Annotated in this window: 12 protein-coding genes; all 12 read right to left on the reverse strand. The window is 64.9% G+C overall.

Features of this window, described 5'->3' with window-relative positions; genetic code table 11:
• Window positions 1-206: 206 nt before the first annotated feature.
• On the reverse strand, window positions 207-767 hold the full coding sequence (locus tag AC07XB_RS10660; protein WP_043347431.1) for a phosphoribosyltransferase: 561 nt from the start codon (window positions 765-767) through the stop codon (window positions 207-209).
• Between the two features lie 152 nt (window positions 768-919).
• Window positions 920-2,260 (reverse strand): adenylosuccinate synthase, encoded by a 1,341-nt coding sequence (locus AC07XB_RS10665; RefSeq protein WP_174423299.1) that lies wholly within the window; start codon window positions 2,258-2,260, stop codon window positions 920-922.
• A gap of 114 nt (window positions 2,261-2,374) precedes the next feature.
• Window positions 2,375-3,538: an ATP phosphoribosyltransferase regulatory subunit gene (locus tag AC07XB_RS10670; RefSeq protein WP_492372425.1), complete on the reverse strand. Its 1,164-nt coding sequence runs from the start codon at window positions 3,536-3,538 to the stop codon at window positions 2,375-2,377.
• Window positions 3,539-3,772: 234 nt separating this feature from the next.
• On the reverse strand, window positions 3,773-4,681 hold the full coding sequence (hflC, locus tag AC07XB_RS10675; protein ID WP_492372426.1) for a protease modulator HflC: 909 nt from the start codon (window positions 4,679-4,681) through the stop codon (window positions 3,773-3,775).
• Between the two features lie 11 nt (window positions 4,682-4,692).
• Window positions 4,693-6,105 (reverse strand): FtsH protease activity modulator HflK, encoded by a 1,413-nt coding sequence (gene hflK / locus AC07XB_RS10680; protein WP_492832524.1) that lies wholly within the window; start codon window positions 6,103-6,105, stop codon window positions 4,693-4,695.
• Between the two features lie 104 nt (window positions 6,106-6,209).
• Window positions 6,210-7,457, reverse strand: coding sequence for a GTPase HflX (gene hflX, locus AC07XB_RS10685; RefSeq protein WP_492809171.1), 1,248 nt, complete (start codon window positions 7,455-7,457; stop codon window positions 6,210-6,212).
• 297 nt (window positions 7,458-7,754) lie between these two features.
• On the reverse strand, window positions 7,755-7,994 hold the full coding sequence (hfq, locus tag AC07XB_RS10690; protein WP_006157757.1) for an RNA chaperone Hfq: 240 nt from the start codon (window positions 7,992-7,994) through the stop codon (window positions 7,755-7,757).
• A gap of 207 nt (window positions 7,995-8,201) precedes the next feature.
• Window positions 8,202-9,545, reverse strand: coding sequence for a ribosome biogenesis GTPase Der (der, locus tag AC07XB_RS10695; RefSeq protein ID WP_043347450.1), 1,344 nt, complete (start codon window positions 9,543-9,545; stop codon window positions 8,202-8,204).
• A 225-nt stretch (window positions 9,546-9,770) separates the two neighbouring features.
• Window positions 9,771-10,958 (reverse strand): outer membrane protein assembly factor BamB, encoded by a 1,188-nt coding sequence (gene bamB / locus AC07XB_RS10700; RefSeq protein ID WP_492372429.1) that lies wholly within the window; start codon window positions 10,956-10,958, stop codon window positions 9,771-9,773.
• A 104-nt stretch (window positions 10,959-11,062) separates the two neighbouring features.
• Window positions 11,063-11,695, reverse strand: a complete 633-nt coding sequence (locus tag AC07XB_RS10705; protein ID WP_441640348.1) for a YfgM family protein — start codon at window positions 11,693-11,695, stop codon at window positions 11,063-11,065.
• Window positions 11,696-11,780: 85 nt separating this feature from the next.
• Window positions 11,781-13,061, reverse strand: a complete 1,281-nt coding sequence (hisS, locus tag AC07XB_RS10710) for a histidine--tRNA ligase (protein WP_492372451.1) — start codon at window positions 13,059-13,061, stop codon at window positions 11,781-11,783.
• Between the two features lie 147 nt (window positions 13,062-13,208).
• Window positions 13,209-14,501 carry a flavodoxin-dependent (E)-4-hydroxy-3-methylbut-2-enyl-diphosphate synthase gene (gene ispG / locus AC07XB_RS10715; RefSeq protein ID WP_492372430.1) on the reverse strand — a complete coding sequence of 431 codons (1,293 nt, stop codon included), beginning with the start codon at window positions 14,499-14,501 and terminating at the stop codon, window positions 13,209-13,211.
• Window positions 14,502-14,548 lie beyond the last annotated feature (47 nt).

The raw sequence follows: 14,548 nt of genomic DNA on the forward strand, positions 1-14,548 counted from the left end.
GTGGCCATCGCGGCAAGCACGACGGAGGGCATAAAGAATAATGGCCGCCCTGCTGGCGGCCATTTGCGGCGAGCCGTGAAAGCGCAGGTTAGCCGAAGCGCCTGCGCCGCGGCGGTGCATTGCGCACTGCCTGCACGATGGGGGCACAAGGATGGGGCGAGCCCGCTCACCTCGGCGGCCATCTTCGATATCGGGCCGCCCGGGAATCAGGCCTGCGAGCTGCCGGCGGCGTGCTTGCCGCGCTTGAGCCAGGCCGCCAGGTTATGCGGACGCAGCGTGTCGTACTCTTCGAACGGCTGGTGAATCCAGGGATTCGTCGGCAGGAAGGTCACGTGGTAGTCCGGCTTGACCTTGGAGCAGGCCTTGTACCACAGCACGGACGAACGCACTTCCGTCACGGCGGGATAGCGCTCCTGCAAATGGCGGCCCACGCGCTCCAGCGTGACGCCGGAATCCACCAGGTCATCGACCAGCAGGATCTTGCCGGAGAGGTCGCCCTTGGTCATGGTGATGTACTGCGCGATATCGAGGTCGCCCTGCTGTGTGCCCGCTGCCTCGCGGTAGCTGCTGGTGGCCAGGATGGCGAGAGGCACGTCGAAGATACGGGACATCTGGTCGCCGACGCGCAGGCCACCGCGGGCCAGGCACAGGATCTTGTCGAACTTCCAGCCCGACTCGTGGACGTTCAGCGCCAGGCGCGCGATCAGGCTGTGGTAGTCGTCCCACGAGATCCACAGGTTCTCTTCGTCGTTCGATGGCAGGGTCATGATTGTTTTAGCTCTTCGGCTTTAGGCATAAGGTCTGTCGACCGATAAAGTTTCGGCCCGCTTGCGCGGGCCGATTTGCTCTTGTGCATCTGCCGTCTTTTTGCCTGCGCGGCTTCGTTCAGCCGCGCGGCGCCCTTACGGGCAAGACAGCATCAGGCTACGTAGGGGTGACGCAGCAGGATGGTTTCGTCACGGTCAGGGCCGGTCGAGATCATGTCGATCGGGATGCCGACCACTTCCTCGACGCGCTTCAGGTAGGTGCGAGCCTGTTCCGGCAGCGCATCCCAGGCCTTCACGCCGAAGGTGGATTCGTTCCAGCCCGGGAATTCCTCGTACACCGGCACGCAGCGCGCCACGGCATCCGAACCACGCGGCAGGATGTCGACGGTCTTGCCGTCCAGCTCATAGCCCACGCACAGCTTGAGGGTTTCAAGGCCATCCAGCACGTCGAGCTTGGTCATGCAAAGACCCGACACGCCGTTGATCTGCACTGAACGCTTGAGCGCGGCGGCATCGAGCCAGCCGGTACGGCGGGGTCGCCCGGTCACCGAGCCGAATTCCTTGCCGACGTTGGCCAGGCGCACACCCACCGGGTCCTGGCGCTTGGGGTTGTCGTTGTCGTACAGCTCGCTGGGGAACGGGCCTGCGCCCACGCGGGTGCAGTACGCCTTGGTGATGCCCAGGATGTAATTCAGGCGGCCCGGGCCAACGCCAGCACCGGCGGCGGCCGCACCGGCCACGCAGTTGCTGGAGGTGACGAACGGATAGGTGCCGTGGTCGACGTCGAGCAGCGTGCCTTGCGCGCCTTCGAACATCAGGTTGCCGCCGGCAGCGTTGACCGCGTAAAGCTCCGCCGACACATCGGCCACCATCGGGGCCAAGCGCGGCGCGTAGGCCAGCATTTCGTCCAAAGTCTGCTGGAAGTCGACTGCTTCCGCGCCCAGGTACTGGGTCAGCATGAAGTTATGCAGGTCGAGGTTCTCGCGCAGCTTCTCGGCGAAGCACTTGGGATCGAACAGGTCCTGCACGCGCAGCGCGCGGCGGGCCACCTTATCTTCGTAGGCCGGGCCGATGCCGCGGCCGGTGGTGCCGATCTTGTCGGCGCCACGGCGCACTTCACGGGCCTTGTCGATGGCCACGTGGTACGGCAGGATCAGCGTGGTCGCTTCGGAAATGCGCAGGCGGTTCTGCACCTGCAGGCCGGCGGTTTCCAGTTCCTCGATCTCACGGAACAGCGCCTCCGGCGACAGCACGACGCCGTTGCCGATGTAGCAGATCGTGCCTTCACGCATGATGCCCGAGGGGATCAGGCGCAGGATGGTCTTCTTGCCGCCGATGATGAGCGTATGGCCGGCATTGTGGCCGCCCTGGAACCGCACCACGCCCTTTGCATGATCGGTAAGCCAATCGACGATTTTTCCCTTGCCTTCGTCACCCCATTGGGTGCCGATCACGACGACATTGCGTCCCTGGCTTACTGCAGAAGCGGACATGTTGATTTTGGTCAGTGGGTTAAAAACGTATTTTACTCTCGTTGCAGGTCAACTCCCCGATTTTGGGGAGATCGGCCTGCAACGCGGGGGAATTCCGCGGCCTGGCGCTTGCGCTCAGGCCCCGGCGCTGCGTGGAATCACCGTCCAGCCGCCATCCTGGCGGACCAGTTGGCGATCGCAGTTGAACTCGTCGAGCTGGTGCGTGTGCCCCGGCAGCGACTGGATGACGATCTCGCCGGCGGCGCGCAGCGCGGTAATCGCGGCACGCAAGGCAGGATCCGCATCCCACGGCGCGAAAATGGCAAAAGCACGCACTTCCAGCGGAGAAAGCGAGGCAACTTCGCGCAAATCCAGCGAAAAGCCGGTTGCCGGCCGCGCGCGGCCAAAGGCCTCGCCGACCTTGTCGTAGCGGCCACCGCGCGCCACGTAGTTGGGCAGGCCAGCCACGTAGGCAGTGAACATCACGCCACTGTGATAATGGTAGCCGCGCAGGTCGGACAAATCGATATTGACGCTCGCCCCGCTCACTTCCGCGGCCAGTGCAGCCAGTTCGTCCAGCGCACGGCCAATCGCCGGGCTCGCCGGCAGGGTCGCGCGGGCGCGCTCGATTACCTCCACGCCGCCGTACAGCGTCGGCAGCGCCAGCAGCGCGTCGCGCTCGGCCTGCGGCATGCCTTCGGTCAACTCGCGCAGCGCTGACACATCCTTGGTCTCCAGGGCCGCAAACAGCACGTCCTCGATCCTGCGGCTGGACGGCAGGCCGTCCAGCAAGGCTTCCAGGATGCCCGCGTGGCAAAGGTCGAGGCGGATCTCGGTCAGGCCGGCAACCTGCAGCGCGGCCAGCATCAGGGCCTGGATTTCCACATCCGCTTCCAGGCCGGCATGGCCGTAGATCTCCGCGCCAACCTGGATCGGCTCGCGGGTTGCGCGAAAGCCGGCCGGGCGAGCGTGCAGCACATTGCCGGCGTAGCACAGCCGGGTCACGCCGGAGCGGTTCAGCAAGTGGGCATCGATGCGGGCGACTTGCGGCGTGATGTCGGCGCGCAGGCCCATGGTGCGGCCGGAGAGCTGGTCGACCAGCTTGAGCGTGCGCAGGTCGAGGTCATGCCCGGTCCCGGTGAGCAGCGATTCCAGGTATTCCAGCATCGGCGGCATGACCAGCTCGTAGCCGTAGGTGCGGAACAAGTCCAGCATGCGGCGGCGCAGTTCCTCGATCTTGCGGGCCTCCGACGGCAGCACGTCGGCGATGTTTTCAGGCAGGAGCCAGTGATTGGACATGGTAAATCTCTTCACTTCACACAGTTGCCGGGGGCCTTGAGCCACCCGTTGAAATTCGATCCCGCCACGCGCTGTGCCGGGAGCGCCAGCCGCAAGCGGGGAGCCAGTCACCTGGCATGGCGGATGAGACGGCAGCGACGCCCCTCAGGAGCTTCTCTTGCCGCCCCTCCAGCCGGACAAAACCCCGGCAAGCCGGGGTTTTGTCGAAGCGCCTGGCGGACGGAACCGCCTAGCTTAGCGACGGCTCGCCGGAGGCGCCGCCGCCGGCGCCGCTGCGCCGCCCGACGACCGCATATAGCGGAAGAACTCGGAATTGGGCTCCAGCACCAGCACGTCGCGCTTGTCGCGGAACGTATTGCGGTAAGCCTCCATGCTGCGCCAGAACTGCGCGAACTGGGGATCTCGGCCAAACGATTCGGCGTAGATCTGCGAGGCGCGGGCATCGCCCTCGCCCTTGATCTTCTGCGCATCGCGGTAGGCCTCGGCCAGCACGACTTCACGCTGGCGATCGGCATCGGCGCGGATCTTCTCGCCCTCGGCCGCGCCGGTGGAGCGCAGCTCGTTGGCCACACGCTTGCGCTCGGCTTCCATGCGGCGATACACCGATTCGCTGATCGCGGGCAGCAGGTCGACACGCTTGAGGCGCACGTCGATGATCTCGACGCCCACGGACTGCGCATAGTCGGCCATCGCGGAGCGGATATTCTGCATCACCTTCTCGCGCTCGCCGGCCACCAGCTCCGCCACCGTGCGCTTGCCGAATTCCTCGCGGGCGACGGAGTCGATACGCTGGGTCATGCGGTCCTGCGCCCCGCGGATGTTGCCATTGAAGGCCACGTAGAACTTGCGCGGATCGGTGATGCGCCACTTGACGAACCAGTCCACCACCATGCTCTTCTTCTCGGCCGTCAGGAAGCGCTCCGAAGCGGCCACGTCGATCGTCAGCAGGCGGCGATCCATGAAAATCACGTTCTGCAGCGGCGGCGGCAACTTGAAGTGCAGGCCCGGCTCGTTCACCACCTGCTTGATCTGGCCAAAGGCAAACACCACGGCGTACTGACGCTGGTCCACCACGAACACCATCGAGGAGCCAATCGCCAGCACGATGAAGAGGCCGATTACTACGGAAATCAGTCGGTTCATGTCGGGTCTCCTCAGCGCGAATCGCGGTCACGGTTGCGCAACAGCTCGCGCGACCGGTTATCGCCGCTGGCATCGGGCGCGGGAGACGTGCCGCTGCCCGCGGCAGGGGCCTGCGCGGTGCCGGAAGCCGGCGCGCGCGCATCCACCGCCGATTGCGACATCAGCTTGTCCAGCGGCAGGTAGAGGAGATTGTTACCCTGGCGTGAATCCACCAGCACCTTGGTCGAATTGGTATAGATCTGCTGCATGGTCTCGATATAGATGCGATCACGCGTCACCTGCGGGGCCTTGGCATACTCGGCCTGGACCTGGCGGAAACGCGAGGCATCGCCTTCGGCCTGGGCGATCACTCGCGCCTTGTAGGCTTCAGATTCTTCGTTCAGGCGCGCGGCGGTACCCTTGGCACGCGGAATCACGTCATTGGCGTAGGCCTGGCCTTCGCTGATGGCGCGTTCGCGGTCCTGGCTGGCCTTGTTGACATCGTCAAAGGCCGCCTGGACCTGCTCGGGCGGCTGCACGCTCTGCACGTTGACGGAAATCACGCGGATGCCGGTCTTGTACGCGGTCAGGATCGACTGGATCGACTTGGCCAGGTTCTGGGCAATCTGTTCACGGTTCTCGTAAAGCACCGCGTCCATCTTGTTGCGCCCGACGATTTCGCGCACCGAGGTCTCGGCAGCCTGGGTCACCAGTTCTTCGTCGCCACCTCGGTCGGTCTTGTTGTAGAACAGGAATTCGCTCGCGTCCTGGATGTCGTACTGCACCGTGAAGCGGACGTCGATGATGTTCTCGTCCTGCGTCAGCATCGACGCGTCCTTCAGGTTGCTGTCCTTGATCGAGGTGGAACGGCCCACTTCAACCGAGCGCACGCCCGACAGGTTGACGATTTCGGCGGACTGGATCGGGTACGGCAGGCGCCAGTTGATACCCGGGCCCGTGGTGTACTTGAACTTGCCGAACTGGAGGATAACGGCCGTCTGGCCTTCCTGCACCATGAAGAAACCGCTGGCCAGCCAGATGCCAACCGCTGCGATCACCACCACGCCGGCGCCGATCCCCGAGCCCTTGCCCGGCGTGCGCGCACCGCCGCCAAAGCCCTGGTTGCCGCCACCACCGTTGTCCTTGCGGCCAAGCAGGCCGTTCAGGCGACGGTTGAAATCGCGCCAGAGCTCGTCGAGGTCGGGCGGGCCATCCTGGGGCGGACGCTGGTTTTGCTGGCGATTGTTGTCGCGACTATCCTTGTCCTTGTCTTTGTCTTTGTCTTCGTCATCCGGGCCGCCCCTACCCCAACGGGGATCGTTCAAAGACAGGATCGCGCGCAAACGCTGCCAGGCCGTTCGCGACGGTGCATGGCCGCCGTTGCGGCCACCTGCGCGGCTGCCAAAGGCATGGCTCGATTCAGAATTCCGGGGAAACAGGGGCATGAAGTGCACGGGTCCGGGATAGTTGGAACAAGGGGATTCTAACAGTCATCGACGCCACTTTTACCCATTTGGGGCAATCTGGCTGCGATTTCCGTCGAACTGGCTCACTGCGTGTCGGGTTCTTCCGGATCCACCCGGGTGTCATCGCCGTCAAAACCGCTGTCGAGATCGTCGTCCGGGTAAGGCTGCGCATCGGCAAGGCGCGGATCCAGCGGGGGGCGCTCTGGCGGGCGCTCGGCCAGCCAGCGCGCCACCTCCACCAGCGCCTCGCGCAAGGCATCCAGGCCAATGCCGTCGCGCGCGCTGACGAACACGCGGGTCGGCACACCCTCCTCGTTGCGCTCCACGCGGGGGCCCTGCTCGAGCAGTTCCGGCGACGCGTCGATCTTGTTCATCACCACGATCTGCGGGATGTCGTCGGCATTGATTTCGGCCAGCACACGGTTGACCTGCTCGACCTGCTCATGGCGCACCGGGCTGGAAGCATCAACCACATGCAGCAGCAGGTCCGCGTGCACGGTCTCCTCCAGCGTGGCGCGGAACGCGGCCACCAGCTGGGTCGGCAGGTCGCGGATGAAGCCCACGGTATCCGACAGCACCACGTTGCCCACGCCTTCCAGGTACAGCCGGCGCGAAGTGGTATCCAGCGTGGCGAACAGCTGGTCAGCGGCGTAGGCCCGGGCCTTGGTGAGGGCGTTGAACAGTGTCGACTTGCCGGCGTTGGTATAGCCGACCAGCGAGATGCTCAGGGTGTCGTTGCGCGCGCGCGCGCGCCGCTGGGTGCTGTGCTGGCGCTGCAGTCGCGTCAGGTCAGCCTTCAGCCGCTTGGCGCGCTCATCCAGCAGGCGGCGGTCGAGCTCGAGCTGGCGCTCGCCCGGGCCGCCACGCATGCCAATGCCCCCCTTCTGCCGCTCCAGGTGGCTCCAGGCGCGGACCAGCCGCGAGGCCTGGTACTGGACCTGGGCGAGCTCGACCTGCACCTTGCCGACGTGGCTCTGCGCCCGCTGGCCGAAGATGTCCAGGATCAGCCCCGTTCGGTCGATGACATGGCGCTGCAGGAAGCGCTCTAGATTGCGTTGCTGGGCAGGGCTGAGCGAGTGGTTGAACACCACCACGTCGGCATCGAGTGCATCGGCGGCCTCCTTCAGTTCCTCCGCCTTGCCGGAGCCGATGAACAGCGCCGGGTCGGGACGGGACCTGCGTCCGGTCAACGTGTGCACCGGCGTGGACCCCGCGGTCGACGTCAGCAACGCCAGCTCGCTCAGGCTTTCCTGGAAATCATGCTTGCCGAAATCGACACCAACGAGGATGGCGCGGGAGGACTCGGAATTGGAAGTGGCTCTAGATTGCAAACGGGAGGATCGCGAAACGCGAGAAAGGAAAACGGGTTGGAGGCTACTGGGAGGCAGCGGCTGGCGCCGTTAGGCAGAAGCCCTGGCCTGGGGAAGACGCTTGAAGCGGGGACTCTGTCCGTGGCGGAATGCACCAGGGTGAAGCATGTCCGTGCCCGTGGCCACTCTGCAGCCAGGATGGGCTGGCGTCTTTTGGTGTCGCGCCGGAGCATCTGGCCCCTGCGCGACACCGGCAACTGGCGGCCGTGCCGTGGTACGACTGGCCTGCCGGAAAACTGCGGTGCTATCCGCGAATGATCAGCCTTCAGCCGTTTCGTCCACGCGGAAATTCACGGCGCGGGCCGGTACGACGGTGGAAATCGCATGCTTGTAGACCATCTGCGTCACGGTGTTGCGCAACAGGACGACGTACTGGTCGAACGACTCGATATTGCCTTGCAGCTTGATGCCATTGACGAGGTAGATGGAAACCGGTACGTGCTCTTTGCGCAGCGCGTTCAGGAACGGGTCTTGTAGCAATTGCCCTTTGTTGCTCATGGCACACTCCAAATTTATAGATTTAGTGATAGATGATGGGGACGGTAATCCCCGATTCAAGTCAAACGGCGCAAGCCGCGCCAAAAAAAGATCAAAACGGTACCAAGCTAGCATCGCCTCGCAGGGAACCCCCTGCTACCGTGAATTTAGCCTCAGTTCCAAACGAACGCAAACGAAACTTGCCCGCCCGGGCTCCCGTCGACTGACTCAATCCTTCGAGTCGGCATATGGGTTTTTGTTCGTTCTAAATTCGATGCGAAGCGGTGTGCCCTTCAGTTTGAAAGCCGAGCGGAAACGGTTTTCGAGATAGCGCCGATATGTGTCGGCGATGCCGGAAAGCGAATTGCCGTGCACGATGATGATGGGCGGATTGGACCCACCCTGGTGCGCGTAGCGCAGCTTGGGCCGCGTCGCGCCGACACGCCGCGGCTGCTGGAACTCGACCGCTTCCTGCAGGATCCGCGTGAGCTGCGGCGTGGGCAGCTTGACCATGGCCGCGGCATACGCGTCGTCCACCGAGCGCAGCAGCGCGCTGATGCCCGTGCGCTGCTGCGCGGACACAAAGTGGAAGTTGGCGAAGTCCAGGAACTGCAGCTTGCGCTCCAGATCGTGCTTGATACGGTCGCGGCTATGGCCGTCGAGGCCGTCCCACTTGTTGACGCCAACCACCAGCGCGCGCCCGGATTCCACGATAAAGCCGGCGATGTGCGCATCCTGCTCCGACACGTCCTGCTGCGCGTCGAGCAGCAGCACCACGACGTTCGCATCAGCAATCGATTGCAGCGTCTTGACCACCGAAAACTTCTCGATGGCCTCGAACACCTTGCCGCGCTTGCGCAGGCCGGCCGTGTCGATCAGCGTATAGGGCTTGCCGCCGCGCTCGAACTCCACATAGATGGCATCCCGCGTGGTGCCGGGCATGTCGAACGCGATCACGCGTTCTTCGCCGATCAGGGTGTTGACCAGCGTGGACTTGCCCACGTTCGGCCGGCCCACGATAGCGATCTTGACGCCGCGCTGGGCGCCCTCGTCTTCCTCGGCGAGTTCCGGGCGCTCTTTCACCGCCAGTTCCAGCGCCTCGTCGACCAGCTCGCGCACGCCATCGCCGTGGGTCGACGAAATGGCATAGGGATCGCCCATGCCAAGCTCGTAAAACTCCGACACCACGGTGGTGTATTTCATGCCCTCGGCCTTGTTCACGGCCAGCATGACGCGGCGCCCGGTCTTGCGCAGGTAATCGGCGATCACGCGGTCCTGGGGCGCCAGCCCGAGGCGGCCGTCGACGAGGAAGATCACCACGTCGGCCTCGACCACCGCCTGGCGGGTCTGCTTGGCCATTTCGGCAACGATGCCTTCCTTGGCCACCGGCTCGAAGCCGCCGGTGTCGATGGCGATGAACGGACGTTCACCGATGCGGCCTTCGCCATAGTGGCGATCGCGCGTGAGCCCGGGCAGATCGGCGACAAGCGCGTCGCGCGAACGGGTCATGCGGTTGAATAGCGTCGACTTGCCCACATTGGGACGGCCGACCAGAGCGATAACTGGTTTCATGCAATAAACGGAAATGGGGGCCGGCAGATGCCGCCCCCCAGGAACTCCGGAGTGATATGGGTCCGACGGCCGGGCGTCGCGCGCCTGGCCACTTTTCCTGTCGGGTGATCAGGCTTGCATTGCAACCCGACCTCGTTCACCTGCACGGCCAGAAGGGCCGTGCTACCGGATTGGCGCCGCCCGTGCCGACAGGTGCACGGACAGTCGCCATGAATGTCGACCGCCTCAGTCCGGCACGAAGCCGTAGAGGTTGCCGTCGCGTGTCTGTACCACCAGCGACGGGCCCGCCACCACCGGCGCAGCGGTAATCTCGCTGCCATCGGTCTTCAGGCGTGCCACGAACTGGCCGTCCTCGCGCGACAAGAAGTGTACATAGCCTTCGTAATCGCCCGCCACCACCGAACGTCCCACCGCCAGCGGCGTGCCGAGACGGCGATACAGCAGTTGATCGTTCTTCCAGCGTTCAGTGCCGTTCTGGCGGTCAAATGCATGGACCACGGAGCGCTCGTCCCCGGCGTACAGCGAAGTGTCATCCTGCGCGGGGCCGGTCGGCGAAGAAAAATCCTTGCCCCACTGCGGCTGGCCATTGGTCAGCTCAAGGCAGGCGATCCGGCCCTGGAACGTGGTCGCGCAGACCTGGCGGCCATTGACCATGGGCTGGCCCGTCACGTCATTAAGCCGTTCGATCTCGGACACGCCCTTCGGATAGGAAACCGTGCTCTCCCAGCGCAGCACGCCGTTGCCCGGAGCCAGCACACCCAGCTTGCCGCCGGGGAAGCCCATCACGATGCCGTCGCCGGCGAACACCATGCCCATCGAGGCGCGCAGGTTGAGCGCGGTCTGCGAGCGCTGGTAGATCCAGCGGCGCTCGCCGGTCTGCGCATCCAGGCCAAGCACCCGGGTATCGGTCGTGCGCACGACCACCAGGCCGTTGCCGACCAGCGGCGCCGAGAGAACCTCCCCATTGACCTGCTTCTTCCAGATCTGCTTGCCGCTGGCGTCAAAGGCAAAGACCGCGCCCTTCTCGCCCGCCACCGCCGTGACGGTGCCGTCGCTGCCGGGGCCGGAGGTCAGGTCGATGTCGGTCTTGGCCTCCCACAAGGTGCGTCCCGTGACGCCATCGAGCGCCAGCACCTTGCCGCCATTGGAAGATGCATAGACGGTGCCACCGGAGACAGAGGGTTGCAGCGAGTACGGGCCGCTCTTGCCGACGCTGGCCTTCCAGGCCTGGCGCACCGACAACGTCTGTGTGATCGGCTTGAGTTCGACCGGCGTGCGCTTGTCAGCCTTGCTGAACAGCGAGCAGCCGCCCAGGCTGGCGACGCTGGCCGCACAAGCGGCGGCCACCACCAGGCCGCGGACAGATTTGCCGTGTTGCTGGTTCTGGGCCGTGCCGGAAAACAATGACTTCATGAGGTTCCGATCCTGATTTAAGTTGAGGCGCAAGGGTGCGGGCAAGCGGGGCATGCATGGCATGCGAATCCCGCGGGCCTGCCGGCGAGCCGGGCCAACCGCCTTCAGGCGGTGCCCAGCGCGTCAAGCTTGAACTGAATGATCTGGCGCATGGCGGCATCGTTGGCGCTCAGCTTGTCTAGCGCCTTCTGGTAGGCCGAGCGGGCTTCCGGGCGCTTGTCCTGGGCAGCCAGCAGATCGCCCCGGCGGTCCGCATACAGCGCCACGAACGGTGCCGGCGGCTCGTCCTTGAGCAATGCCAGGCCCTGGTCGTAGGCCTTCTCGTCAAGCAGCACGCCAGCCAGGCGCACGCGCGCGAGGTGAGCGTACTCGCCATCGCCATGGTCGATCGCCCATTGCAACTGGGCCTTCGTACCTGCCAGGTCGCCTGCATCGTACAGCACCTTGGCCGATACCAGCGCGGTCATGGGGCCATAGGCGGTCTTGCCGAACTTTTCCTCGAGGTCGCCGGCGGCGCGCTTGATCCGCTCGACATCGCGGCTCTCGGCCGCCTTGACCACCTGCTCGTACAGCAGCGCCGCTTCTCCAGCCTGCTTGCGTTGCCAGTAGTTCCAGCCGCTCCAGGCAGCGAAGGCCAGCAAGCCGGCGATCAAGGCCCAGGTCACGGTGTTGCCGTACTGGCGCCACCAGGCCTTGAGGCTCTCAAGCTGTTCCTGTTCTTCTAGATCGTAAGCCATGTCGAGGGATCCACCCGCGTTTGTTTGTATGAAGGACCGCGCTCTTGCGGTCCCTGGTTCCGATACTGCCTGCTGACCAGCAGGCTTACTCGCTGGCGCCAACCATGGCGTCGATGATGTGGTCAACCAGTTTTTCAGCCTCCACCGTCACCTGCGCGCCGCCGCCTTCGGCCTGGGCGCCCTGCCGCAGGTCCTTGACCTGTGCCGTGCCCGCCACCACCTCATCCTCGCCAATGATAACGGCATAGGCCGCACCGCTACCGTCGGCGCGCTTCATCTGCGACTTGAAGCTGCCGCTCTTGCCGTCGGGCGTGGCATGCAGCAGCACGTCGAGGCCGGCATCGCGCAGGCGCTCGGCGATGATCATGGCCTGCTGGCCAGCCGCTTCGCCCTGGTGGACGAGGTACACATCGGCACCTTCCGCCTGCGGCACGAGCTTTTCCTCTCGCAGCAGTTCGATGATGCGCTCGATGCCCATCGCCCAGCCACAAGCTGGTGCCGCCTTGCCGCCCATCCGCGCGATCAGCGGATCGTAGCGGCCGCCGCCGGCGATGGTGCCCTGCGCGCCGAGCTTGTCGGTGATCCACTCGAACACCGTCAGGTTGTAGTAGTCCAGCCCGCGCACCAGGCGCGGATTGATCTTGAACGGGATGTTGTTGGCCTTGAGCAGGCGCTGCACGCCGTCGAAGTGGGCAAGCGACTCCTCGCCCAGGAAATCGATCAGCTTGGGCGCGTTGCTTGCCATTTCCTGCAGCGCGGGATTCTTGGTATCCAGCACGCGCAGCGGGTTGGTGTACAGGCGGCGCTTGCTGTCTTCGTCAAGAATGTCCTGGAAGCCTTCCAGGTACTTGATCAGTTCTTCGCGGTGCGCGGCGCGCTCCTCGGCCTGGCCCAGCGAATTGAGCTCGAGGCGCACGCCGACCAGGCCCAGGTCATCCCACAGGCGCTGGCACATCATGATGATCTCGGCGTCCACGTCCGGGCCGGCAAAGCCGAGGGCCTCGGCGCCGAGCTGGTGGAACTGGCGATAGCGCCCGCGCTGGGGACGCTCGTGGCGGAACATCGGGCCGGTGTACCACAGGCGCTTGGGGCCGTCGTACAGCAGGTTGTGCTCGATGGTGGCCCGCACCGCGGCCGCCGTGCCCTCGGGGCGCAGCGTCAGTTGCTCGCCGTTGAGCGCATCGGTGAAGGAATACATTTCCTTCTCGACGATGTCGGTGACTTCGCCGATGCCGCGCACGAACAGCTGCGTGTGCTCAACGATGGGCGTGCGGACCTGCTGGTAGCCGTAGGCACGCAGCATCGCGCGCGAGGCGTTCTCGAAATGCTCCCACAGCGGTGCGTCGGCGGGCAGCATGTCGTTCATGCCCTTGACGCCCTGCAGGGCTTTCACTGCCTTGCTCTTGCTCTCTGCCTTGCTGTCGGCAGCCTTGGCGCCATCGCTGGCGGCCGCCGGATTCACGGGTTGGTTCATTGTGTCTTGTCTTTCCCTGTAGCGCCTAGCCGCAACGGCTCAGGCTGCCACCTCATTGCCGGCGCTCCCGGCCTTGTTGCCGTAGTGGGTGCGCACATAATCGTCCACGATCGCCTGGAATTCCTCGGCGATGCGATCGCCGCGCAGCGTTTTGACCTTCACGCCGTCGACAAACACCGGCGCCGCCGGCGATTCGCCTGAGCCCGGCAGCGAGATGCCGATATTGGCATGCTTGCTTTCGCCCGGCCCGTTCACGATGCAGCCCATCACGGCCACATCCATTTCTTCCACGCCAGGGTAGGCGGTCTTCCAGGTCGGCATCTGCTCGCGCAGGTAGCTCTGGATGCTGGACGCCAGTTCCTGGAAGGTGGTGCTGGTGGTACGGCCGCAGCCCGGGCAGGCAATCACCATCGGGGTGAAGTTGCGCAGGCCCATGGTCTGCAGGATCTCCTGCCCCACGTAGACTTCCTTCTCGCGCGCAGCGCCGGGTTCCGGCGTCAGCGAAATGCGGATGGTGTCGCCAATGCCTTCCTGCAGCAGCACCGACAGCGCGGCGGTGGAGGCCACGATCCCCTTGCTGCCCATGCCCGCCTCGGTCAGCCCGAGGTGCAATGCGTAGTCGCAGCGCTTGGTCAGCTCGCGGTACACAGCGATCAGTTCCTGCACCTGCGAGACCTTGCACGACAGGATGATCTGATCACCCGAAAGCCCGATTTCCTCGGCCTTCTTCGCCGACTCGATCGCGGAGGTGATCAACGCCTCGACCATCACGTTCTGCGCCGGCCACGGCTCGGCGCGCAGGGCGTTCTCGTCCATGATGCGCGCCAGCAGCGACTGGTCCAGGCTGCCCCAGTTCACGCCGATGCGCACCGGCTTGTCGTAGCGGCAGGCCATTTCGATCATCTGCGCGAATTGCGTGTCGCGCTTGGCACCCTGCCCCACGTTGCCGGGGTTGATGCGGTACTTCGACAACGCCTGGGCGCAGTCGGGATAATCGCGCAGCAGCGTGTGGCCGTTGTAGTGGAAGTCGCCCACCAGCGGCACGTTCACGCCCATGCGGTCCAGCTGCTCGCGCAGGGCGGGCACCGCAGCCGCGGCTTCCGGCGTATTGACCGTGATGCGCACAATTTCGGAACCGGCACGCGCCAGCTCCTTGACCTGGATCGCGGTGCCGATGGCGTCCACCGTGTCGGTGTTCGTCATCGACTGCACGCGCACGGGAGCGTCGCCACCGATCGTGACCACATTGTCGCCCCACACCACGCGCGCCTGGCGCGTTTTGCGGCGGGGCAGCGGGCCGGGCAGCACCGGCATACAAGCCTTTTGGTTCATAGCATTACCACCTTGCAATGCGGCGTTGCGCATGGCTGGAGAAACGA

It is taken from the genome of Cupriavidus sp. GW821-FHT02F09 (assembly GCF_059421605.1).

What these genes read in the sequence shown, in the direction of transcription:
- hfq (WP_006157757.1), bottom strand. Translation starts at nt 7,994, where the DNA reads ATGAGCAACAAAGGGCAATTGCTACAAGACCCGTTCCTGAACGCGCTG.
- AC07XB_RS10670 (WP_492372425.1), bottom strand. Translation starts at nt 3,538, where the DNA reads ATGTCCAATCACTGGCTCCTGCCTGAAAACATCGCCGACGTGCTGCCG.
- hflK (WP_492832524.1), bottom strand. Translation starts at nt 6,105, where the DNA reads ATGCCCCTGTTTCCCCGGAATTCTGAATCGAGCCATGCCTTTGGCAGC.
- ispG (WP_492372430.1), bottom strand. Translation starts at nt 14,501, where the DNA reads ATGAACCAAAAGGCTTGTATGCCGGTGCTGCCCGGCCCGCTGCCCCGC.
- AC07XB_RS10705 (WP_441640348.1), bottom strand. Translation starts at nt 11,695, where the DNA reads ATGGCTTACGATCTAGAAGAACAGGAACAGCTTGAGAGCCTCAAGGCC.
- bamB (WP_492372429.1), bottom strand. Translation starts at nt 10,958, where the DNA reads ATGAAGTCATTGTTTTCCGGCACGGCCCAGAACCAGCAACACGGCAAA.
- der (WP_043347450.1), bottom strand. Translation starts at nt 9,545, where the DNA reads ATGAAACCAGTTATCGCTCTGGTCGGCCGTCCCAATGTGGGCAAGTCG.
- hisS (WP_492372451.1), bottom strand. Translation starts at nt 13,061, where the DNA reads ATGAACGACATGCTGCCCGCCGACGCACCGCTGTGGGAGCATTTCGAG.
- hflC (WP_492372426.1), bottom strand. Translation starts at nt 4,681, where the DNA reads ATGAACCGACTGATTTCCGTAGTAATCGGCCTCTTCATCGTGCTGGCG.
- AC07XB_RS10660 (WP_043347431.1), bottom strand. Translation starts at nt 767, where the DNA reads ATGACCCTGCCATCGAACGACGAAGAGAACCTGTGGATCTCGTGGGAC.
- AC07XB_RS10665 (WP_174423299.1), bottom strand. Translation starts at nt 2,260, where the DNA reads ATGTCCGCTTCTGCAGTAAGCCAGGGACGCAATGTCGTCGTGATCGGC.